Genomic DNA, 22,568 nt, shown 5'->3' with positions numbered 1-22,568 from the left:
AAGTGAAAATGTACGATCCCCTGCACGATTTATCACCTGGTTGTAATGAGGTCTACCCTAATAGTTATTGGGCAGACGTATCCGGAATCGCACCTGAGCACGATGGCGCTGTGCTTGCTGATATTGACGTTGATGTTGCCATTATTGGTGCCGGATATACCGGTTTATCTTGTGCTTTACATTTAGCGCGTGAACATGGCATCAAAGCACATGTTTTAGAAGCGAATCAAACTGCTTGGGGGTGTAGTGGTCGAAATGCCGGTTTTATTTTGAAGTCTTCAGGCCGAAAGTCTTATAGCCAAATGGCTAAGCAATGGGGCGAAGAGGTCATGCGGGGAATTTATCAAGAAATGGCCGCCGGTGTCGATACGGTCAACGGCCTAATTGATGAAGGTATAGATTGCGATAAGCAGAGTGCTGGGTATATAAAAGTTGCCCATAAAGCTAATAAACTTAAAGAGTTAGTTGAATTAGCTAAATTACAGCAAAAGATGTTTGGTTATGATGTTGAAATACTTTCGCAAGCTGAAGTTCGCCAACACTATATGGATGATCGCAATGCGTATGGTGCGATTCGTTATCAAGACGGTTTTGGTTTAAATCCTTTAAAACTGGCTTGGGGTTATCAGAAATTAGCTCGTCAAGCTGGCGTGAAAGTACATTGTGCTACGCCAGTTACGCATTGGCAGGCGTTGAATAATCAGCAAGTACTGCATACGCCCAATGGTACTGTAAGTGCACAAAAAGTGGTGATAGCAACTAATGGCTACACACCTAAGGGCTTTCACGCCTTAACAAGCGATAGAACCTTGCCAGTTCTATCGCAAATTATCGTCACAGAGCCATTAAGTAATGAGCAAATAGCCGCTTGTAATTTCTTAACCTCAAATGTGGTTATGGATACCCGAGCGTTAAAGTACTATTACCGTAAGTTACCCGATAATAGAATACTATTTGGTGGTAGAGGTGCAATCACAGGTAAAAGTGCCGATGATCCTTATTACGCGCAACGTTTACTTTCCGTGCTTAAAACCAGCTTTCCAGCTTTAGCAAATATTAAATATAGCTACGCTTGGTCTGGTTGGATTTGTATGGCGTTAGATGATTTACCGCATATTTATCAAAATGATGAAAAATCGGTATTCTACAGTATGGGCTACTGCGGTAGTGGCGTGTCGTTTTCGGTGCAAGCGGGCAAACGTTTAGCTGAAAAAGTGGCTGAAAAGCCAGTGCCTAATCTACCTTTATATAATAGTGCCTTGCCTAAATTTCCCTTTGCCCCGTTAAGAAGAGTAGGGCAATGGGGTTATTTTCATTATGGAAAAATTAAAGATCAATGGTTTTAGCATATCGGCTTTGAGCTTTATCAATCAACACGGTTAGTGCGCAACCCTTGTTTAAATGCTGATATATTTGCGGCGACTAAATTAAGTAAGGTTTGCTGTGCTTGTTGGCTTGCCCAAGCGATATGAGCGGTAATTTTTAACTTAGGCGATTGCGCAGCTAAAAGTATATGATCTTTTGGTGGTGGCTCTTGCTCTAATACATCTAAAATCGCACAGGCAATTTGCTCGTTATTTAAGGCATTGAGTAAGTCTTCGTTATTAATTAGCGCACCGCGCGCAGTATTAATCAGAATCGCGCTTGGTTTCATGCGCGTAAACAACTTCGCATTAAACATGCCTTGTGTTTCTAGCGTTTGTGGGCAATGTAAACTAATAATATCTGCTTGCTCGATAGCCGCTAAAAACGCCATTCGCTCAGGTCGTATCGTTGCAGCATCAGGTCTTTCTGCAATGAGCACTTTCATATCAAATGCTCTGGCAATTTCGGCGACCTTTTGCCCTAAAGCTCCGTAACCAATAATGGCGATAGACTTGCCTGCAAGCTCGATACTGCCATTGCCGTGTAAGCAAAAGGTGTCACTTTGCTGCCATAACCCCTTTTGACAATTATCATTATGATGAGCAATTTGGCTGTAATAAGCTAAAAGTTGGGCGAAAACATATTGTGCAACTGAGTTTTTGGCATACCCACCGACATTAGTGACGGCAATATTAAGTGCACGTGCAGCTTTAATATCAATATTATTAATGCCTGTAGCCGTAATACAAACCAGCTTTAACTTAGGAAGTTGACTGAGTATTTCACGATTTAGTAGCACTTTATTACTTAAGACAACCTCAGCATTTTGACAACGGGCAATGACCTGTTCTGGTGAGGTGGTAGCGTACACGGTTAAATCATCAACAACTTGTTGCAACGATGTGAGATCACTATCTTTGCTGAATGTTTGGTAGTCTAAAAATACAGTTTTCACGGCAATAACTCAGATAATATTATCTGCGGAGCTTATCGTAAATTCATGAAATGATCGATGCTATCAGCGACTGTTTTTAGCAATCAACGCCCTAAATTTCTTTATTAAGGCGTTTTGCTTTCAATAACTGTTTGTTGTTTTTGCCGCTGAATGCAGCAATGAAGTACTTAACCCGGTCGGCCATCAGCGCGTGGCTTTAGCAGCATTGGCGCATAGAAAATTACAAATAGTGTGAAGCTGATCAGCCAAAGCAAGCCACTAATATCGATAAACATCATGGTTTTTTCTGGCAAGCCCCAAGGGCCAAAGCTTCTGATTAAGCTGGCGAGTACCATAGCGGCAAATGCTAATGACATCAGCATAGGCGGCTGTAACGTTCTACCAGTATGGCCTAATGATACACGCGAAATCATCGCGAGAATAACACCACCAATACCACCAATAGTAATTAAATGCCAAATATGGTTGCTCGGTATTTCAGGTATTAAATAACTGACACCCAGTAACGCTAAACCAAATGCCATTGCTTTTATTGAAAAGTGCAGTGACCATAGTAGCGGCACACCTAGCGTTATCCATGGGCGCCATCGCAACCAACGAATAGCTTGAAAGATGCCGGCGAAGATTAAAATAATACCAATATAAAAGTTATTTACGCCAATAATAGGGTGTAATAACAATAGTATAGTCAGCAAAGCCAACGACCCATTGGTTAACTTATCTAGCCAAGCTAATGGGGTAGCTTTTGTGGTTTTGGTCCCATTGGCGGTAAACATAGGCACTACGCGACCAGCCATAACTGAAATAAGTAAGGTAACCAACATAACACCAGCATAGCCGGCATACTGGGTAGAAATTGATGCTGGGTAATATATGCTAGCGTGCATTTCTGCATTAGCAAGAGTGAAAATAGTTAATAAAGGCACGAAAAATAAATTACGATATTGTTTAATTGCTAATATTGGTTTTGCTAGAATAAAAGCCACACAAGGTAAAAAGGCTAGATCGATAATCGTGCTTAGCGTAGCACCAAAAATATCAGGTAATAATAAACTTACTCGACCTAATAACCAGAGAAAAAATAAAGCCGCTAATAACTTACCTTTAACACCCGCAAGCCCAGTCCAGTTTTGTACGGCTGTTAAGAGAAAGCCAGCAATGATCGCACAGCCGAAACCAAATATCATTTCGTGAATATGCCACCAGTAGCCGCCACCCAAAGGTTGAATGTCTATAGCTCCTCTATACAGCATAATCCATAATAAAATAGCGATAACACTAAACAGTGCGCCAGCCAAAAAGAAAGGTCGAAAACCTAATCTAAATAACGGTGTTATTTGTTGTTCTTTGTTTAAATCGGTAATTTGCATCATAGCTGCAACCTTAGGTGTTTATATTGTGGCGATCATAAAGCAATCAAAAATAATTACTTTGCCATACATCAAATAATTTAACGTTCAGTTAGCTTTCGCTATTTACGTGATGTTAAGTAACCGGTAGCTCTAACTCAACAATTTGTTCAGAAATTAACTCAAGTTTTTCTGCCATTAAGGCTTGGGCGTCATATAGGCCTCGGTTGTAATATACCGCACCTAATTCCTTGGTAAAAAAATCAAGTAAAAAGTCAGCATCAAATTGCGCTAACTCTTGATCTAGTTCTTTCAAAAAGTAGCGTTGTAATTTGTCGATTAGCAATGATTTTTCGTTGGTAGTAAATTTTATCGGTGACATTGATTGGTTTCCGGTCGTGGTAAGTTTAGAATGCTTTATAGTCATGATACATCAAGCTAAGATGCAGTACATTGAAGTGTCATGACGATACTATACTTACTTTAGCGGAATTACTTTTTTAGCGGAATTACTTTCGCTTAGTAAATAATCCAATGAAAATAAACTGTGCCATATTAATGTTAAGTTAAGTAACTGCTGATGAATAAATTGTCGTTTAAACAATGGTGGCATACTGATTGCCAGTTTTGCCGGAAAGCTAGAATGATCATTTTATGGTTAATTTTGATGTTAATCGCTGATGCACTTTGGTTTGGCTTGATCATTCACTAACGAATTACTAAAAAGGGGTAGACCATGAGTTATCGCTGGACCGACTCACTTGAAATTGCACTCGACTTACTAGAAGAACATCCGGATGTCGATCCGATGAAACTACATTTTCCAGAATTAATGCAATGGGTTTTGGCATTAGAAAACTTTGATGATGATCCAAAACATTGTGGTGAGCGTGTACTTGAAGCAATTCAGTTGGCTTGGATTTCAGAAGCTGATTAACTTAACTGCCATTTGCTCAATAGCAGATTAAAGTAGAATCATTAATCTATATCACTTTTCAAAAGTCGATATTTGGCTATAATGTGCCCTCGATTATTATTGTGGTGAATTTTCACCATTCACTCAAAATATAAGAATATACTTCAACTATGACATCTGAAAAAAATCAACGTCCATTATATATCCCTTATGCGGGCCCTAGCTTATTGGAAACGCCTTTACTAAATAAAGGCAGTGCATTTAGTGAAGAAGAGCGTTCGCACTTTAATTTAACCGGTTTATTACCGCCACGCTTTGAAAGTATAGATGAGCAAGTTGAACGTGCTTATATGCAGTACCGTACTTTTGATACTAACCTAAATAAGCATATATATTTACGTGCGATTCATGATAACAATGAAACCTTATTTTTTAAGTTAGTGCAGGCGCATTTGGCTGAAATGATGCCAATTATTTACACCCCAACCGTTGGCGATGCATGTGAACAATTTTCTGATATTTACCGCAGTTCACGCGGCCTGTTTGTTTCTTATGATCAACGTCATCAACTTGATGATATTTTACGTAATGCGACTAAAAATAAAGTTAAAGTTATCGTCGTTACCGATGGTGAGCGTATTCTTGGTTTAGGTGACCAAGGTATTGGTGGTATGGGTATCCCAATTGGTAAGCTCTCGCTTTACACTGCATGTGGTGGTATTAGCCCAGCATATACCTTACCGGTAATGCTTGATGTTGGTACTAATAATGAAAAACTGTTAAACGATCCTATGTATATGGGCTGGCGTCACCCTCGTATTGAACAAGAAAAATACGATGAATTTTTAGCAATGTTTATCAGCGCCGTTAAACGTCGCTGGCCACATGTATTACTGCAATTTGAAGATTTTGCGCAACCTAATGCCACACCATTATTAAACCGTTATCGTGATGAAATTTGCTGTTTTAATGATGATATTCAAGGAACCGCATCAGTAACTGTTGGTACATTATTGGCGGCTTGTCGCACTAAAAATGTACCGTTATCAGCACAGCGAGTTGCCTTTGTTGGTGCAGGCTCTGCCGGTTGTGGTATTGCTGAGCAAATTATTGCTCAAATGGTCAGTGAAGGCATTGCTGAGCAACAAGCGCGTAGCCAAATATTTATGATCGACCGCTTCGGTTTATTAACTGAAGGTATGTCAGGGTTACGTGACTTTCAAGCGAAGCTTACCCAACAGTCGGCCGCTACCGAAAAATGGCAAGTAGCAGGTGAATATGCCTCGTTATTAGAAGTTATGCACGGTGCGCAACCAACGATCTTAATTGGTGTTTCTGGTGTACCGGGTTTATTTACTGAAGAAATTATTAAAGCAATGAAATCGCATTGTGCTAGACCAATAATATTTCCGCTGAGTAATCCAAGTCGCCAAGTCGAAGCCACACCTGAGCAGGTGATTAACTGGACCGAAGGTGAAGTTATTATTGCAACCGGCAGCCCATTTGAGCCCGTAGAATATAAAGGCGAACTTTTCCCAATCGCGCAGTGTAATAATAGTTATGTTTTCCCTGGTATTGGCTTAGGCGTAGTGTCTGCCAATATTGATCGTATCACTGATGAAATGTTAATGGCTGCAAGTGAAATGCTAGCTCAAGCTTCACCTTTGGCTAATACCGGTATGGGAGAGCTATTACCGCCGTTAGTTGAAATTGCTGATCTCAGTAAAAAAATTGCTTTTGCTGTGGCCAAAGTTGCCTATGAACAAGGGCTAGCATTGCCTCTGTCTGACGAACAATTAGCAGAGAAAATTGAAGCTAACTTCTGGACACCACAATATCGTCAATACCGCCGCATCAGTATTTAGCGCCTAAGCTAATGAATTACTGGCAATAGTGTAAAGATAAAGCGCCTATCAAGATGGACGCTTTATCTTTAGTTCAGCTTTTTCTAGTTTACTTATATCCAACACTGTGATGATGAAAAGTGATAAGCCTAGGCATTTGCTTTTAATTCGTCTATAATCGCGCCAAAATTTATACCGTATTTAATTCTAATTTTATTGAGAGGGCTATCATGGCTATCGAACGTACTTTTTCTATCGTAAAACCAGACGCAGTTGCTAAAAACTTAATTGGTCAAATCTACAACCGTTTTGAAACTGCTGGTTTAAAAATCGTTGCTTCTAAAATGGTACATTTATCAAAAGAAAAAGCAGAAGGTTTTTACGCTGAGCACAGCGAACGTCCTTTCTTTGGCGCTTTAGTTGAATTCATGACTTCTGGTCCAGTAATGGTACAAGTTTTAGAAGGCGAAAACGCTGTTCTTAAAAACCGTGAAATCATGGGTGCTACTAACCCTGCTGAAGCACTTGCTGGTACTATCCGTGCTGATCTTGCTGACTCAATTGACGAAAACGCTGCTCACGGCTCTGATGCTTTAGAATCAGCAGCACGTGAAATTGCTTACTTCTTCTCTGACGAAGAAATCTGTCCACGTACTCGTTAATTTTAAACTTTATATGATAAGCGAGCTGCTTAGCTGGTCGCTTAGTATGGTTTGAAAATTAATTTGAAGGATTTTACCGTTAATCGGTAAAGTCCTTTTGTCTATTTTAAGGCTACATAAAATTGAATGTTTTTGCCAGAATACAGGCTACTGAGAACATTGACTTTTATTTAGTTTAAACTTTTTTAAGGTTTAGAATAGATCCACTAAATTGTTTATTTTGTTTAAAAAATGTACAATTTATTCTGTAATTTTGTAGTGTTGAGAAACTTTTAATCATGAGTGATGTAACCGAAGTAGTAACCCCTGTGAAGCATAAAATTAATTTACTGAACCTTGATCATCAAGGGATGAGAGAATATTTTGCTTCTATTGGCGAAAAGCCATTTCGTGCCGATCAAATTATGAAGTGGATATATCACTTTGGTTACGATGATTTTGAGTTAATGACCAACTTGAATAAAAAATTACGTGAGAAGCTACAACGTGATACCGAAATTAAAGCACCTGAAATTTCTGAAAAACAAGTTTCCAACGATGGCACGATTAAATACGCTTTACGTTTAGAAGGTGGTCAGGAAGTTGAAACGGTTTGGATCCCTGAAAATGGTCGCGCAACACTTTGTGTTTCATCGCAAGTTGGTTGTGCTTTAGAGTGTACTTTCTGTTCAACTGCGCAACAAGGTTTCAACCGTAACCTCTCAATGGCTGAAATTATTGGCCAAGTATGGCGCGTTGCTAATGATATTGGTGCGACCCGCATTGCCGGTACTCGTCCAATTACCAACATTGTTATGATGGGGATGGGTGAGCCGTTATTGAACATGAAAAACCTTATTCCTGCATTAGACACTATGTTAAATGATTTAGGTTATGGCCTGTCAAAGCGTCGTGTTACGGTGAGTACTTCTGGCGTAGTACCTGCGCTTGATATGCTAAAAGAAAAGATAGATTGTGCGTTGGCAATATCAATTCATGCGCCTAATAATCTTTTACGTGACGAGTTAGTGCCAATAAACAAAAAATACCCATTAGAAGAATTTCTTGCTGCTGCGGGACGTTATATTGATGGCTCAAAAGCGAATAAGCAGGCAACGATTGAATATGTCATGCTTGATCATGTTAATGATAGTACGGAACAGGCACATGAATTAGCACGTGCTTTAAAAGATTTACCGAGCAAAATTAATTTAATTCCATTTAATCCTTATCCTGGTTCGCCTTATAAACGTTCGAGTAATTCTCGTATTGATCGTTTTGATAAAGTACTGCAAAGCTATGGTCTAACGGTGATCACTCGTCGTACTCGTGGTGATGATATTGACGCAGCATGTGGGCAATTAGCCGGTGATGTTTTAGATAGAACCAAGCGAACAGGAAAAAAAGAGGTGAAAGCTGAATCAATTTCAGTAAAAATGGTTTAATACTAACGTTAAATCATGCCTGACTAAGTGACGATACTTTTATGATAACTAAATTATCAACGGTTTTTCTCGTATTGCTAAGTGCAATGAGCTTAACTGCTTGTGTAACGCAAAACTATGGCAATGATAAAAGTACACCGCTAATTGAAAATGAAACCAGTAATAATGAAATAGCCATGACCCGAATATCTCTCGGGTTAGGTTATTTAAAAATGGGCAATACCCAGCAAGCAAAGCTTAATTTAGAGAAAGCAAAGGGCTTTGCGCCTAATTTAGTGCAAGTATACACCGCATTTGCACACTATTATGAAACGGTTGGTGAGGCAGAACTCGCGATTGATGCTTATGAACAGGCCTTAAATATTAATAGTAAAGATGCTGATACCTTGAATAATTACGGCGTGTTTTTGTGCCGACAAGAAAAATATGCAGCAGCAGAACAACAAATTTTAAAAGCTATTGCTGTTCCTAGCTATATCTTAGTTGCACAAAGTTATGAAAATCTAGCTTTATGCCAACTCAAAGCAAAACAGTTCAATAAAGCACAAACATACTTTGAAAAAGCTATTGCGCATAGCCCTAATAGCGCTAGTTCGTTATACCAAATGATGCGCCTACAATACGCGAAAAGTGACTATAAGTTGGCCCAACGTTATTTATATCGTTATGAAAAGTCAACGCGGCGCTTCAGTGCAGAAGCATTGGCACTTGCCTTTAAGATATTTAAAAAACAAGGTGAAAATGCTATTGCCAAAAATTATGGCAATATGCTGGTTAAAATGTTTCCGTACTCATTTGAGGCTAAACAATACATTTTAAATGAACTATATCGACTGGATGCTGACAAATTAGCTGAGGAATACCAAGACTCACTGGTTGGTGATAAAAATACAACAAACAAAAAGCGTGTTGTGGTATTGTCACCCAAAGTTGTATCGATTTCAGAAAAATCAGATTTAAGTAACCGTGGTCTTAAGCCAATAATGGCAAATTCAGTGATGCCGACAGCGAAGCAAGGTGTTGAAGCAAAAGAAAAAAACAAAGCAGCCATGGTGTCATTACCTATTCACACTGTAGCGCAAGGCGATAACTTGTCGAGTGTTGCTTTGCAGCACAATGTTGCGATGAATAGTTTAAAGCGTTGGAATAAACTGCGTAGTCCTTATATTTTAAAAATTGGTGATGTACTTTATCTCGCAGACCCTAAATTAGCTGCGAAACACTAAGAGTAACGCTTGATGAAGCAAGAGCATATAATATTGAAAAATGAAGAAGAACAATTATCAGGGATCTCTGATGATATTGAAGTTGTCGGTCCGGGGCGAATGCTTAAAGAGGCACGACAAGACAAAGGGTTGAGCCAACAGCAAGTGGCAGATAAGCTAAATTTTAGACTTTCATTAGTACAAAATATTGAAGTCGAACAATTTGATCTTAGTTTACCTTCGGCTTTTAACCGTGGCTATTTAAAGAGTTACGCCAAACTGGTTAATATTTCTCAAGAAGATATCTTAAATAGTTATGACCAGTTAGGTGTTGCACAACGTCAATGTGCTGAAATGCAAAGCTTCTCTAAAGGCACTGAAAAACAAGCCGAACACAATATGCTGATGTGGATTTCTTATCTAATATTGGCCATTTTAGTTACTGCAACGGTAGTGTGGTGGCTGCAATCACCTTCAGAACAGCCAGAGCCGGTAGTAGCTGAACCCACTGAAATGACAGCGCCAGTTAACGTTTCGCCAGCTAACACATCTCAGAGTGCTAGTGAGTTAAATGATGAGCTTAGTACCGAGCCGCAAGCAGCGCTAGCCAATACCCTTAACAACACGATAGATACCATAGCCGCGCCAACAAGCACTCAGCCAACAACGGCTGATGAAAGCCAGACAACAAGTGAAATTAAGCCAAATGAACTGACTTCGCTTAATGTTGAAAATGCATCTAATAATGATGAAGCGACAATCCCGTCAGAACTAGCACCTGATAACGAAATGACTGTTGATGATGAGTTAACGGTGCCTTTAGCCAATGTGGTATTCACTTTTTCAGGTGACTGTTGGGTTAATATTTATGATGCCACGGGTGAAAGAATTGCTTGGGGAGTGAAAAAGTCAGGTTATGTCATGCGAATTTCTGGCCAGGCACCTTTTTCAGTCACCTTAGGCAAGCCTGAATTGGTGCAAATAGATTACAATGATATTTCGGTTGATATGACGACTTTCAATGCTGGAAATATTGCCAAGTTTTCATTACCACTCGAGCCTTAGTACGGTAACATTCCATTTAATTAACGTAACAATATTGAATTCATCTTATGTTTAAAGAATCTCCTATTATTCGTCGTAAATCCCGCCAAATTATGGTCGGTAATGTACCTGTTGGTGGCGATGCACCTATTACTGTTCAGTCAATGACTAATACCTTGACTACGGATGTTGCAGCGACCGTGGCACAAATTAAAAGCCTTGAAGCTGTTGGTGCTGATATTGTTAGGGTGAGCGTGCCAACAATGGATGCAGCAGAGGCTTTTCGTGAAATTAAACGCCAAACTAAAATACCGCTAGTGGCTGATATTCATTTTGATTATCGAATTGCACTAAAGGTAGCTGAGTATGGTGTCGATTGTTTGCGCATCAACCCAGGAAATATTGGTCGTGAAGACCGAGTTCGCGCAGTAGTTGAGTGCGCGCGTGATAATAATATCCCGATTAGAATCGGCGTTAATGGTGGCTCTTTAGAAAAAGATATTCAAGAACGCTACAGTGAGCCAACACCTGAAGCCTTGCTAGAGTCGGCGATGCGCCATGTTGATATTCTTGATCGTTTAAATTTTCATGAATTTAAAGTTAGCGTTAAAGCCTCGGATGTTTTTCTAGCGGTTGGTGCATACCGTTTACTTGCTAAGCAAATAGATAACCCACTGCACTTAGGTATTACTGAAGCGGGTGGTTTACGCTCGGGTTCAGTTAAGTCATCGGTAGGGCTAGGATTATTGCTAGCAGAAGGGATTGGTGATACCTTGCGTGTTTCATTAGCTGCTGATCCTATTGAAGAAATTAAAGTTGGTTTTGATATTTTAAAATCATTAAAACTGCGCAGTCGTGGCATTAACTTGATTGCTTGTCCAAGTTGTTCTCGTCAAGAATTCGATGTTATCTCTACAGTAAATGCACTTGAACAGCGCATTGAAGACATTATGACCCCAATGGATGTCTCTATCATTGGCTGTATCGTTAATGGACCAGGGGAAGCAATTGTTTCAGATCTTGGCTTAACGGGGAGCAGTAAAAAAAGTGGTTATTACCTTGATGGTATCCGTCAAAAAGAGCGTTTTGATAACAATGACCTCGTTGACCAACTTGAACAGCGTATTCGTGCTAAAGCTAAACTACTAGATGCGAGTAACAAAATTGAGATAAAAGAAGTTGAGTAATCATTAACTCTGTCGTGAACTTTGCTGTTATTTACGTTTGATAGCAAACTGCCTATAATGCACGCGATAAAAAATATGAACAATAAAAGTTATTCTTTGCTGAGCAATTGAATAAATTACTGAATAGATAAACATGCGGGAAAAAATACGTGAGTAAAGCAATTCAAGCAATTAGAGGTATGAACGACTGTTTGCCTTCTGAAACAGGTATTTGGCAAATGGTAGAAGCTGTATTGCGCCGAGTAGCTAGTAATTATGGTTTTGCTGAAATACGTATGCCGATTGTTGAGTCTACCGCCTTATTTAAACGCTCTATTGGTGAAGTAACTGATATAGTTGAAAAAGAAATGTACACCTTCGAAGACCGTAATGGCGACAGTTTAACACTTCGTCCTGAAGGAACAGCGAGCTGTGTACGTGCAGGTAATCAACATGGCTTACTTTATAACCAAGAGCAGCGCTTGTGGTACATGGGGCCAATGTTTCGTCATGAGCGTCCACAAAAAGGTCGCTATCGCCAATTTCATCAATTTGGTTTAGAAGCCTTTGGTATCGCCACTCCGGATATTGACGCAGAAATCATTTTGTTAACTTCTCGACTTTGGCGGGAACTTGGCATCAATGAGTTTGTCACACTAGAGCTGAATTCTTTAGGTTCAAACGAAGAACGTGCAAAATATCGTGATGCGCTAGTGTCATTCTTAACTGAAAAAGAACAGCTGTTAGATGAAGACAGCAAGCGTCGAATGCATACTAACCCATTAAGGGTTTTAGATAGTAAGAACCCTGATGTACAAGCAGCATTAGTTGGCGCACCTAAATTAGCCGATTACTTTGGTGAAGAGTCGAGCGCTCATTTCGCGTCAGTGTGCCAGCGTTTAGATGCTGCTGGTGTTAAGTATGTGATTAATGACCGATTAGTACGTGGTTTAGATTATTATAACCGCACTGTTTTTGAATGGGTTACTTCTAGCTTAGGAGCACAAGGTACTATATGTGCTGGTGGTCGTTATGACGGTTTAGTTGAGCAACTTGGTGGTAAATCAACACCAGGCTTTGGCTTTGCGTTAGGTATTGAACGCTTGGTGCTGATGCTAACCAGTTTAGAAAAAGCAAATAATATTAGAGCACAAGTTGATGCTTACGTTATTATGCTTGGCAGTGACGTTGAAATTACCGCTAACGGCTTAGCAGAAAAATGGCGAGATCAAGTACCAGACATTCGCTTACAATGCCACTGTGGTGGTGGCAATATGAAAAAACAAATGAAGCGTGCAGATAAATCGGGTGCCCAAATTGCTTTGATTCTTGGTGAAGATGAAATAGCACAAAAAATGGTCACGGTAAAATACCTGCGCGGACAACAAGAACAACAAAGTTTGCCACTAGAGCAAGTGGCCGATCTTTTAACAAATTTACTTTAAGGGTTAGTTTTGGATATACATCAAACAGAAGAACAACAAGTCGAAGCAATCAAAACGTTTTGGAGTAATAATGGCAATGCGATTATCGCAGGTTTAGCCATAGGTTTTGCCGGTTTTATTGGTCTTAATTATTATAATGAGCACAAACTACAACAAGAAGTGAATGCTTCAGAAGCTTACCAAACAATGCTTGAAGAAGCATCGATAGATGGTGCTGCCTTTACTGCTGCAGGTGAAGCTTTTATGGCAGAGAATGAAAACTCAACTTATAGCATGCTAACGGCTATTGCTTTAGCAAAAGAAGCTGCTGAAAAACAAGATTGGGCACAAGCTGAAACTTATTTAAACACAGCAATTGCCAAATCTGTTGATGATGGCATTAAAGCCATTGCAACAGTGCGTTTGGCGCGAGTGCAGTTGCAATTAGAGAAATATGAACAAGCCTTAGCGACTTTATCCGCAAAATTACCTGCTTCATTTACCGCCGACGTTGAAGAAGTTAAAGGTGATATTTATTTTAAACAAGGTAAATCAGCCTTAGCTCGTACTGCTTATCAAGCAGCAATTGATGAAGCAAGCGAAGGTAGCAATCCGGCATTACAAATGAAACTAGACGACTTAGCGCAAGTAATTGACTTAAGCAAATAGAGAGTGGTGTAAGCATGTTTATGAGTAAACGCTTTAACAAAAAACTCCTTGCTATCTGCGTTTTGGCGGTAGGGATTTCTGCGTGTTCATCAACGGATGACGAAAACGAAGAATTAAAGGTTGCGGAATTAACCGAAATTACAGCCTTATTTAATCCTACGGTTAAATGGGATGCCAGTATTGGTAGTGGAGTGGGAGATTACTTCTCACGTATAAAACCGGCTGTGGCATATGGAAAAGTATTTAGTGTCAGTCGTGCCGGTGAAGCTTATGCATTTGATGAAAATAGTGGTCAACAAATTTGGCAAACTGATTTAAGCGATGTTGATAGCAAGCGCGGTTTTTTCGATGATAAAGAGCCTGCCTTGATCAGTGGCGGTGTAGTTGCTGGTATCAATAAAGTTTTTTATGGCAGTGAGAATGGCGTTGTAACTGCGCTTGAAGCTGAAAATGGCGAGCTATCATGGCAGAGTAAAGTTAAAGGCGAGGTTATTGCAGCCCCAGCACTTGATTCTGGTAAGTTAGTGGTTAATACCGCTTCGGGTGTTATGAAAGCGTTTAATGCTTCAAATGGTCAAGATGATTGGCAGATCGAGCAAGATGTGCCGCCATTATCATTACGAGGCATTAGTGCCCCGGTGATTTCTGGCGGTGGTGTAATTGTTGGCTCGGCTGATGGTTCGCTTGCTGTTTATTTGCTTGAACAAGGGCGTCAAGGTTGGACTGCTGATATTGGCGAAGCAACAGGTTCTACAGAATTAGAGCGCGTGGTTGATGTTGATTCAACACCATTAGTTTACGGTGAAAATATTTACACTGTCTCTTCGCGTGGTAACTTAAGCGCGGTTGAATTACGTTCAGGTCGCGTGTTATGGCAACGTCAATACTCGTCGTATCGTGAAATTTCGATTAGCGGTAATAGCTTATTTTTAACGGATGTTAAAGGCCATGTTTATGCTATCGATCGTAATAATGGTTTAGAGTTATGGAGCCAATTATCATTTATGAATCGTGGTGTTACTGGACCGGTGCCGATCGGCAATTATGTTGTAGTTGGCGATTTTGAAGGTTATCTACATTGGCTAGATCAATCAACAGGTGAAGTGGTTGCACGTCATCAAGTAGATAGTAGTGGTATTTATACGACACCAACCGTTGCTAATGGTGTTTTATACGCTCAATCGCGCGATGGTGACTTAGAAGCGATTGCTATCCCAGAATAAATTATTTAATTAGCGGTTGATAATTTATTAGCTGGTTGAATATTTAGACTAAAATTATAAACGGCTCCAGTGTAAAGTGCACTGGAGCCGTTGTTTATTAATAAAACGGATATAATTTTTTAGATTATATTGAGTTGAATGAAAAAATTGAGGTGAACATGCTTCCTGTAGTAGCACTTGTTGGGCGACCTAATGTCGGTAAGTCAACATTATTTAATAGATTAACGCGCAGTCGAGATGCGCTAGTTGCAGACTATCCTGGCTTAACTCGTGATCGCCAATACGGCAAAGCGGAAGTTGAAGAGCACCCTTTTATCGTTATTGATACCGGTGGTATTGAAGGCGATGAAAAAGGCATTGATGCGTTAATGGCTGAACAGTCACTGATCGCTATTGATGAAGCCGATGCAGTTTTATTTATGGTTGATGCCAGAGCCGGTTTAACTTCTGCCGATCAGGGTATTGCTAGCCATTTACGTAAGCAAGACAAGAAAGTATTTTTGGTTGCTAACAAGGTAGATGGCATTGATGCTGACTCTGCTGTAGCTGATTTTTACTCTTTAGGTTTGGGTGATGCAGTACATCAAATTGCGGCTGCGCATGGTCGCGGCGTTACGCAATTATTAACTTTGGCATTAACGCCTCATATTGAAGAACTAGGCAGACCACAAGCACTAGAAAATGATGAATTTGACGGTGAGTATGACGAAAATATAGATAATGAAGCCTTAGATCAGAAAAATATTGATGAAGCGCCAGAAGAAACAGACACGATTAAATTAGCTATTATTGGTAAACCTAATGTTGGTAAGTCAACATTGACTAATCGTATTTTGGGTGAAGACCGAGTGGTCGTGTATGATATGCCAGGTACGACTCGAGATAGTGTTTATATTCCAATGGAGCACAATGGTCGCCCTTACACCTTGATTGATACCGCAGGTATTCGTCGCCGTAAAAATGTTACTGATATTGTTGAGAAGTTCTCAGTGATCAAAACGTTACGAGCAATAGAAGATGCCAATGTTTGTTTACTGATTATTGATGCCCAAGAAGGTATTAGCGATCAAGACTTAAGCTTGCTTGGCTTCATTTTAGAAGCAGGGCGCTCTTTAGTGTTGGCGGTAAATAAATGGGATGGCTTAGATGATCATGTTAAAGATCGTATTAAGTCTGAGTTAGATCGCCGATTAGGCTTTATTGATTTCGCCCGTATTCATTTTATTTCCGCACTCCACGGTACTGGTGTTGGACACTTATATGAGTCAGTCGAAGAAGCATTTGTTTCTGCGACTAAGCGTATTTCAACGTCAATGGTAACTAAAATTCTTGATATGGCGGTGTTTGATCATCAACCACCAATGCATCAAGGACGTCGTATCAAACTAAAATATGCCCATGCCGGTGGTTATAATCCACCGATTATTGTTATTCATGGCAACTTAGCGAAAAACTTACCGATTTCTTACAAACGTTATTTAATGAACTATTATCGTAAGTCATTAAAAATTATGGGTACTCCAATAAGAATAGAGTTCAGAGAAACTTCTAACCCATTCGCCGGTAAGAAAAAATTAACTTATACTGAGCAAAAGAAAATGGCACGAGCAACACAAGGTTATAAGAAAGATTAACTAAGTACTCTGCGATGTTATTGATGAAAAAGCTGATTGAGATAATCAGCTTTTTTTATGGCGAATGATCATGATATAGCCAATAAAGCATATTGCTTTAAGGCTAGTATTCCGCTAATGTAAAATGGCTAATAAATTTGTATGTTCTTGATTGTTTTAGGCTAAATATTTTGGAAAATCATGTCTGATAACTCAGTAAAAATGGAAATAATGGGGCGACTAAATCGCAACTTAGCTTTATTACAACCTGGAGCTACAGTAACACTGGATATGTCTACCCCTGCGGGACAACGCGGCAAGTTTCGTTCTTCTTTTATTGGTTATATGCCTAAAAATTACGTTTTAGTACAATATCCTGATAGTTCAAAATTAGGTAACTTTTCACAATATATTACTCAAGGCATGGGCGTTACTGTTCGTGGACTTATTGAAGGCCATGAAGGTGCTGTAGTCGCTTTTGTGTCTAATATTAAGCAGACTATACAAATACCTTCTCGTATTATTGTACTTGAATTTCCACGTGAAGTTAGCTTACAAAATTTACGTTCTTCCGTAAGAATTGAAACCTATATTAAAGCAAAAGTGAAAGTTAAAGAAGAATACTGGGACTCAGTTATATCTGATATATCGGTCTCAGGTTGTCAACTCATGATAAATAATGGCGAAAAACTGACGTTAAGTGATGATAAGCCGGTAGAAATTACCATTGAAGACTTTCAAGAATTAAAAAACCTCAAGCTAGAAGCTGAAATTTGTAACAGTAAAGTGCAAAGTGATGGCATTCTGTTGGGCGTTAAATTTGATGATTCAAGTAAACTGCAAGTGGTTAAATTATTGCAGCAAGCGGTTATTTCTCCGAATTAATTTCCTGTAGAGCGATAACACGAGCTGTCATTACGCCGTCTGTAACTTCTACTTTAATATTATCGTCAACACTAATATTCTTAATACTTTTTATAACTTTGTGTTGTTCATCACGTGCAATGCTGTAGCCTCGGGCTATAGTGGCTAATGGGCTGACGATATGCAGTTGTTCACATTGATGGGAAAAGCTTGCTTGCTTAGCGGTTAGTAATCTTTGTTGGGCACTGATCAACTGACTTTTTAGTTGCATCATCTGCTGTTGTTGATACTTTATGTGTTGTGCTGGGCTTGCATTGAGAAGTCGTTGCTCTAGATACTTAGGCTTTTGTTTAAGTTGTATAAACTCACGAGAAATTAGACTCTGTAAACGCATGGTTAGCTGATCAGACTTTTGCTGTTTATTCTGCAACTGTTGTTCTGGGTGTACTTGGCGTAATCGATGAACCAAGCTTACTGATAAGTGATTTGAACGTTTTATTTGCTGTTGTAAAGCGAGTTGTCCGCGCTTAAGTAATTCAGTGACTTTATTAATACGTTCATCGATATCTGCAGAAACAACTTCTGCCGCCGCTGAAGGAGTTGGCGCTCTTAAGTCAGCAACATAATCAGATAATGCTGTGTCTACCTCATGGCCTACAGCACTGATAGTGGGTATTGTTGACTGAAAAATAGCACGTGCGACTATTTCTTCATTAAACGCCCATAAATCTTCTAGCGAACCACCACCACGACCAATTAATAACACGTCAACTTCATTACGTTGGTTAGCAATTGCAATGGCTTGGGCTATATCAAATTTAGCTTGTTCACCTTGAACTAGCGCAGGATAAATAATAATTTTTAATAATGGGTTTCTTCTTTTTAATACTGTGATGATATCTTTTACTGCAGCACCGGTAGGTGAGGTAACAATACCTACCGTTTGAATTAATTTAGGAATTGCCTGTTTATGCTGCAATTCAAATAAACCTTCGCGGTGCAACTTATCTTTTAATAGCTGATATTGTTGACGTAGAAGTCCTTCGCCTGCTGGTTCCATTTGTTCAATAATCAACTGGAAGTCACCACGGGGTTCATAAAGTGACACTTTCGCTCTAACTAGCACTTGTTGACCGTTTTGTGGCTTGATACGGACTCGACGATTACTACCTTTAAACATGGCACAGCGAACTTGTGACTTTTGATCTTTTAGTGATAAATACCAATGTCCGGAGCTAGCGGCAATGAAATTCGATATTTCTCCACATAACCAGACAGTATTTAACTCACTTTCTAAGATAAAACGTACTTTTTTTGTTAGTTCACTTACTTGTAAAATATGCTGTTGAGCCATAAATGCGTTACTTTTTTTATTGTTAAGGCTAATAATCGGGGAGTTAGACACTATTATATATTTGTTTCGCTAATCATCGACAGTTTATTTTCGTTTATTTGCAATTTTAAGTTTACCTTAGTAGTGAAAACGGTTAAAATTCTGCCGCAATATTTCCTCCCTAACCACTCATTTTAGAGAGATGTTGCGATGCTAAGAATTGCTCAAGAAGCTTTAACCTTTGACGATGTTTTACTGGTACCTGCTCATTCTACGGTACTGCCCCATACTGCCGATTTAAAAACGAAATTAACTCGAAAGATCAATTTAAATGTACCTATGGTATCTGCGTCGATGGACACAGTAACAGAAGCACGTTTAGCCATTACTTTAGCGCAAGAGGGCGGTTTAGGCTTTATTCATAAAAATATGACTATTGCTGAACAAGCCAAAAATGTTTCTAAAGTTAAGAAATTTGAAAGTGGTATTGTTTCAGATCCCGTAACGGTAAACCCGAGTGCAAGTATCTTAGATACTATGCGCTTAGCTGATGAGCTTGGCTTTTCTGGTTTTCCTGTTGTTGATGAAGGAAATAAGCTTGTCGGTATTATTACCGGCCGTGATTTACGCTTTGAAACTGATTTAACTAAACCTGTTTCAGCCTTAATGACCAAAAAAGATAAGCTAGTTACGGTTAAAGAAGGTGCATCACGCGCTGAAATTTTAGGTTTAATGCATGAACACCGCATTGAAAAAATCTTGATGGTTGATAACGCCTTTACCCTTAAAGGTTTGATCACAGTAAAAGATTATCAAAAGGCCGAAAGTAAGCCCAATGCTTGTAAAGATGAGCTAGGTCGCTTACGTGTTGGTGCTGCTGTTGGTGTTGGTGCAGGTACAGACGAACGCATTGATGCATTAGTTGCTGCGGGTGTTGATGTACTGCTAATCGACACTTCTCATGGCCATTCTCAAGGTGTTATTGATCGTGTTGCTGAAACGCGAGCTAAGTATCCTGATTTACAAATTATTGCTGGTAATGTTGCTACAGGTGCTGGTGCGAAAGCATTAGCTGATGTTGGTGTAGACGCAGTGAAAGTAGGTATTGGTCCAGGTTCAATTTGTACCACACGTATCGTAACTGGCGTTGGTGTACCACAATTAACCGCGATATCTAATGCGGTTGAAGCTTTAAAAGGTACAGGGATTCCGGTCATTGCTGATGGTGGTATTCGCTTCTCTGGCGATATTGCTAAGGCATTAGTAGCCGGCGCTCACTGCGTAATGGTTGGTAGTATGTTTGCTGGTACGGAAGAAGCTCCTGGTGAAGTTGAGCTTTACCAAGGCCGTTACTACAAGTCATATCGTGGTATGGGCTCGCTTGGTGCGATGAGCCAAAAAGAAGGCTCAAGCGATCGTTACTTCCAAAAATCGGACGGTGAAGCTGACAAGCTAGTTCCTGAAGGCATTGAAGGCCGTGTTGCTTACAAAGGCCCCGTTGCCGCTATTATCCATCAACAGATGGGAGGTTTGCGTTCATCGATGGGCTTAACCGGTTCTTCGACGATTGAAATTATGCGCACTAAGCCTGAGTTTATGAAGATCACTTCGGCGGGCATGGGCGAGTCACATGTTCACGATGTTACCATCACCAAAGAAGCGCCTAATTACCGTATGGGTTAATCTCAGTGTGTTATTTTAGCGTAATTTCGGCGTTACAAGCGCTCATTGACTAGCGTCAACTCCGCGCTATCGCCTTGAGCTAAAATATGCACAACGTAGTATCGCTAGAAACATTATTAATCTTTAACAAAACTTAATGTTGTTAAAGATGAAAAATTCAAACGCCCTGTACTGGTATTAAGTTCAGGGTGTTGTTATTTATAAACAATACCTTTGTTGGTAAAAAGTAGGAAAACAACCATGAGTAAAGACATTCATGATCACCGAATACTGATATTAGATTTTGGTTCTCAATACACCCAGCTTATTGCACGTCGTGTGCGTGAAATTGGCGTTTACTGTGAACTTTGGGCTTGGGATGTAACACAAGAGCAAATTGAAGGTTTTAACCCTACAGGTATTATTTTAGCGGGTGGTCCAGAATCTGTTACTGAACATGATTCACCTCGTGCCCCTGAATTTGTTTTTAATGCGGGTGTGCCAGTATTAGGTATATGCTACGGCATGCAAACTATGGCAGAGCAGCTTGGTGGTGGTGTCGAAAGTTCTGAACATAAAGAATTTGGTTATGCCTCTGTTGAAGTTATTGCCAAATCTGCACTCTTTAATGCAATTGAAGATAGTGTGAATGACCATGGCAATGCCTTATTAGATGTTTGGATGAGCCATGGCGACAAAGTTTCGGCAATCCCTGAAGGTTTTGTAACAATTGCACAAACACCTAGCTGTAAATATGCAGCAATGGCTAATGAAGAGAAAAACTTTTACGGTGTGCAATTCCACCCAGAAGTTACCCACACTAAACAAGGTTTACGTATTCTTGAACACTTTGTGGTTGATATTTGTCAATGTGAAAAACTGTGGACCTCAGCATCAATTATTGAAGATGCTATAGCCAAGATGAAAGCACAAGTGGGTGATGATGAAGTAGTTCTTGGCTTATCAGGTGGTGTTGATTCGTCTGTTGTTGCTATGCTTTTACATCGCGCCATTGGTGATAAGTTAACTTGTGTTTTTGTTGATAATGGTTTACTTCGTTTAAATGAAGGTAAGCAAGTGATGGATATGTTCGGTGACCACTTTGGTTTGAACATCATTCATGTTAATGCAGAAAATCGTTTCTTAGATCGTTTAGCTAACGAAAATGATCCAGAGAAAAAGCGTAAAATTATTGGCAATGTTTTTGTTGAAATATTTGACGAAGAAGCAAGCAAGCTAAAAAATGCTAAATGGTTAGCGCAAGGGACTATTTACCCTGACGTTATAGAGTCTGCGGCATCAGCTACAGGTAAAGCTCATGTGATTAAATCTCACCACAATGTGGGCGGGTTACCTGAAGACATGGAGTTAGGTTTAGTAGAGCCATTACGCGAATTGTTTAAAGATGAAGTGCGTAAAATTGGTTTAGAGCTTGGTTTGCCTTATGACATGCTTTATCGTCATCCGTTCCCAGGACCTGGTTTAGGTGTTCGTATTTTAGGTGAAGTGAAAAAAGAATACGCTGACTTATTGCGCCGTGCTGATCATATCTTCATTGAAGAGCTACACAAGCATGACTTGTATAAAAAAGTAAGCCAAGCGTTTACTGTGTTTTTACCTGTGCGCTCTGTGGGTGTTATGGGTGATGCAAGAAAGTATGACTGGGTTGTATCATTACGCTGTGTAGAAACTATCGATTTTATGACCGCCCGTTGGTCACATTTACCTTACGACTTCTTAGGACTGGTTTCTAACCGTATTATTAATGAAATTGATGGTATTTCTCGTGTAGTTTACGACATTTCAGGTAAGCCACCTGCGACTATCGAGTGGGAATAAGCTTGTTGTTA

Annotated in this window: 20 protein-coding genes; 16 read left to right on the top strand and 4 right to left on the bottom strand. The window is 39.7% G+C overall.

Features of this window, described 5'->3' with window-relative positions; translation table 11 throughout:
• Window positions 1-8 precede the first annotated feature (8 nt).
• A complete protein-coding gene (locus tag B0169_RS08220; RefSeq protein WP_077285472.1) occupies window positions 9-1,346 on the top strand; it encodes an NAD(P)/FAD-dependent oxidoreductase in 1,338 nt (445 codons plus the stop codon).
• Between the two features lie 20 nt (window positions 1,347-1,366).
• Here B0169_RS08220 and B0169_RS08215 read toward each other — a convergent pair whose 3' ends face one another.
• The 3 genes from B0169_RS08215 to B0169_RS08205 form a co-directional block, all read right to left on the bottom strand.
• On the bottom strand, window positions 1,367-2,320 hold the full coding sequence (locus B0169_RS08215) for a D-2-hydroxyacid dehydrogenase (protein WP_077285471.1): 954 nt from the start codon (window positions 2,318-2,320) through the stop codon (window positions 1,367-1,369).
• Window positions 2,321-2,487: 167 nt separating this feature from the next.
• Window positions 2,488-3,693 carry an NnrS family protein gene (locus tag B0169_RS08210; protein ID WP_077285470.1) on the bottom strand — a complete coding sequence of 402 codons (1,206 nt, stop codon included), beginning with the start codon at window positions 3,691-3,693 and terminating at the stop codon, window positions 2,488-2,490.
• A 112-nt stretch (window positions 3,694-3,805) separates the two neighbouring features.
• Entirely contained in the window at window positions 3,806-4,051 is a 246-nt protein-coding gene (locus B0169_RS08205; protein ID WP_077285469.1) for a DUF2164 domain-containing protein, read from the bottom strand.
• 198 nt (window positions 4,052-4,249) lie between these two features.
• Here B0169_RS08205 and B0169_RS19620 point away from each other — a divergent pair, with 198 nt between their 5' ends.
• The 13 genes from B0169_RS19620 to B0169_RS08145 all read left to right on the top strand — a co-directional run bounded on the left by B0169_RS19620 (window position 4,250) and on the right by B0169_RS08145 (window position 17,744).
• On the top strand, window positions 4,250-4,381 hold the full coding sequence (locus B0169_RS19620; RefSeq protein WP_268875713.1) for a hypothetical protein: 132 nt from the start codon (window positions 4,250-4,252) through the stop codon (window positions 4,379-4,381).
• A gap of 24 nt (window positions 4,382-4,405) precedes the next feature.
• Window positions 4,406-4,606: a Fe-S cluster assembly protein IscX gene (iscX, locus tag B0169_RS08200; RefSeq protein ID WP_077285468.1), complete on the top strand. Its 201-nt coding sequence runs from the start codon at window positions 4,406-4,408 to the stop codon at window positions 4,604-4,606.
• A gap of 149 nt (window positions 4,607-4,755) precedes the next feature.
• The gene (locus B0169_RS08195) at window positions 4,756-6,450 is read left to right on the top strand and encodes an NAD-dependent malic enzyme (protein WP_077285467.1); all 1,695 of its coding nucleotides are present in this window, start codon (window positions 4,756-4,758) and stop codon (window positions 6,448-6,450) included.
• 209 nt (window positions 6,451-6,659) lie between these two features.
• Window positions 6,660-7,091: a nucleoside-diphosphate kinase gene (gene ndk / locus B0169_RS08190; protein ID WP_077285466.1), complete on the top strand. Its 432-nt coding sequence runs from the start codon at window positions 6,660-6,662 to the stop codon at window positions 7,089-7,091.
• A 278-nt stretch (window positions 7,092-7,369) separates the two neighbouring features.
• Window positions 7,370-8,515 (top strand): dual-specificity RNA methyltransferase RlmN, encoded by a 1,146-nt coding sequence (gene rlmN, locus B0169_RS08185; protein WP_077285465.1) that lies wholly within the window; start codon window positions 7,370-7,372, stop codon window positions 8,513-8,515.
• Window positions 8,516-8,556: 41 nt separating this feature from the next.
• Window positions 8,557-9,741, top strand: coding sequence for a type IV pilus biogenesis/stability protein PilW (gene pilW / locus B0169_RS08180; protein WP_077285464.1), 1,185 nt, complete (start codon window positions 8,557-8,559; stop codon window positions 9,739-9,741).
• Between the two features lie 12 nt (window positions 9,742-9,753).
• The gene (locus B0169_RS08175; protein ID WP_077285463.1) at window positions 9,754-10,785 is read left to right on the top strand and encodes a RodZ domain-containing protein; all 1,032 of its coding nucleotides are present in this window, start codon (window positions 9,754-9,756) and stop codon (window positions 10,783-10,785) included.
• Window positions 10,786-10,832: 47 nt separating this feature from the next.
• On the top strand, window positions 10,833-11,951 hold the full coding sequence (gene ispG / locus B0169_RS08170) for a flavodoxin-dependent (E)-4-hydroxy-3-methylbut-2-enyl-diphosphate synthase (RefSeq protein WP_077285462.1): 1,119 nt from the start codon (window positions 10,833-10,835) through the stop codon (window positions 11,949-11,951).
• A 149-nt stretch (window positions 11,952-12,100) separates the two neighbouring features.
• A complete protein-coding gene (gene hisS, locus B0169_RS08165) occupies window positions 12,101-13,375 on the top strand; it encodes a histidine--tRNA ligase (RefSeq protein ID WP_077285461.1) in 1,275 nt (424 codons plus the stop codon).
• A gap of 9 nt (window positions 13,376-13,384) precedes the next feature.
• Entirely contained in the window at window positions 13,385-14,023 is a 639-nt protein-coding gene (locus tag B0169_RS08160) for a YfgM family protein (RefSeq protein WP_077285460.1), read from the top strand.
• Between the two features lie 20 nt (window positions 14,024-14,043).
• Window positions 14,044-15,246, top strand: coding sequence for an outer membrane protein assembly factor BamB (gene bamB / locus B0169_RS08155; protein ID WP_235838519.1), 1,203 nt, complete (start codon window positions 14,044-14,046; stop codon window positions 15,244-15,246).
• 158 nt (window positions 15,247-15,404) lie between these two features.
• Complete coding sequence (der, locus tag B0169_RS08150; RefSeq protein WP_077285458.1) at window positions 15,405-16,880, top strand: ribosome biogenesis GTPase Der; 1,476 nt, start codon at window positions 15,405-15,407, stop codon at window positions 16,878-16,880.
• A 180-nt stretch (window positions 16,881-17,060) separates the two neighbouring features.
• A complete protein-coding gene (locus B0169_RS08145; RefSeq protein ID WP_077285457.1) occupies window positions 17,061-17,744 on the top strand; it encodes a PilZ domain-containing protein in 684 nt (227 codons plus the stop codon).
• Here B0169_RS08145 and xseA read toward each other — a convergent pair.
• Window positions 17,728-19,077, bottom strand: coding sequence for an exodeoxyribonuclease VII large subunit (gene xseA, locus B0169_RS08140; protein ID WP_077285456.1), 1,350 nt, complete (start codon window positions 19,075-19,077; stop codon window positions 17,728-17,730). The genes B0169_RS08145 and xseA overlap by 17 nt on opposite strands.
• 189 nt (window positions 19,078-19,266) lie before the next feature.
• Here xseA and guaB point away from each other — a divergent pair, with 189 nt between their 5' ends.
• Both guaB and guaA read left to right on the top strand, forming a co-directional pair.
• The gene (gene guaB, locus B0169_RS08135) at window positions 19,267-20,739 is read left to right on the top strand and encodes an IMP dehydrogenase (protein ID WP_077285455.1); all 1,473 of its coding nucleotides are present in this window, start codon (window positions 19,267-19,269) and stop codon (window positions 20,737-20,739) included.
• Window positions 20,740-20,979: 240 nt separating this feature from the next.
• Window positions 20,980-22,557 (top strand): glutamine-hydrolyzing GMP synthase, encoded by a 1,578-nt coding sequence (guaA, locus tag B0169_RS08130; protein ID WP_077285454.1) that lies wholly within the window; start codon window positions 20,980-20,982, stop codon window positions 22,555-22,557.
• Window positions 22,558-22,568 lie beyond the last annotated feature (11 nt).

This window comes from Cognaticolwellia aestuarii, assembly GCF_002000025.1.
Classification (GTDB): Bacteria; Pseudomonadota; Gammaproteobacteria; order Enterobacterales; family Alteromonadaceae; genus Cognaticolwellia; species Cognaticolwellia aestuarii.
This window is presented reverse-complemented; position numbering and strand designations above follow the sequence as displayed.

Excerpts from the sequence above, each read along its gene's own strand:
- guaB (WP_077285455.1), top strand. The coding sequence starts at position 19,267 with ATGCTAAGAATTGCTCAAGAAGCTTTAACCTTTGACGATGTTTTACTG.
- B0169_RS08205 (WP_077285469.1), bottom strand. The coding sequence starts at position 4,051 with ATGTCACCGATAAAATTTACTACCAACGAAAAATCATTGCTAATCGAC.
- pilW (WP_077285464.1), top strand. The coding sequence starts at position 8,557 with ATGATAACTAAATTATCAACGGTTTTTCTCGTATTGCTAAGTGCAATG.
- B0169_RS08220 (WP_077285472.1), top strand. The coding sequence starts at position 9 with ATGTACGATCCCCTGCACGATTTATCACCTGGTTGTAATGAGGTCTAC.
- B0169_RS08195 (WP_077285467.1), top strand. The coding sequence starts at position 4,756 with ATGACATCTGAAAAAAATCAACGTCCATTATATATCCCTTATGCGGGC.
- xseA (WP_077285456.1), bottom strand. The coding sequence starts at position 19,077 with ATGGCTCAACAGCATATTTTACAAGTAAGTGAACTAACAAAAAAAGTA.
- ndk (WP_077285466.1), top strand. The coding sequence starts at position 6,660 with ATGGCTATCGAACGTACTTTTTCTATCGTAAAACCAGACGCAGTTGCT.
- guaA (WP_077285454.1), top strand. The coding sequence starts at position 20,980 with ATGAGTAAAGACATTCATGATCACCGAATACTGATATTAGATTTTGGT.
- B0169_RS19620 (WP_268875713.1), top strand. The coding sequence starts at position 4,250 with ATGAATAAATTGTCGTTTAAACAATGGTGGCATACTGATTGCCAGTTT.
- ispG (WP_077285462.1), top strand. The coding sequence starts at position 10,833 with ATGTTTAAAGAATCTCCTATTATTCGTCGTAAATCCCGCCAAATTATG.
- B0169_RS08175 (WP_077285463.1), top strand. The coding sequence starts at position 9,754 with ATGAAGCAAGAGCATATAATATTGAAAAATGAAGAAGAACAATTATCA.
- B0169_RS08145 (WP_077285457.1), top strand. The coding sequence starts at position 17,061 with ATGTCTGATAACTCAGTAAAAATGGAAATAATGGGGCGACTAAATCGC.
- rlmN (WP_077285465.1), top strand. The coding sequence starts at position 7,370 with ATGAGTGATGTAACCGAAGTAGTAACCCCTGTGAAGCATAAAATTAAT.
- der (WP_077285458.1), top strand. The coding sequence starts at position 15,405 with ATGCTTCCTGTAGTAGCACTTGTTGGGCGACCTAATGTCGGTAAGTCA.
- bamB (WP_235838519.1), top strand. The coding sequence starts at position 14,044 with ATGAGTAAACGCTTTAACAAAAAACTCCTTGCTATCTGCGTTTTGGCG.
- B0169_RS08210 (WP_077285470.1), bottom strand. The coding sequence starts at position 3,693 with ATGATGCAAATTACCGATTTAAACAAAGAACAACAAATAACACCGTTA.
- iscX (WP_077285468.1), top strand. The coding sequence starts at position 4,406 with ATGAGTTATCGCTGGACCGACTCACTTGAAATTGCACTCGACTTACTA.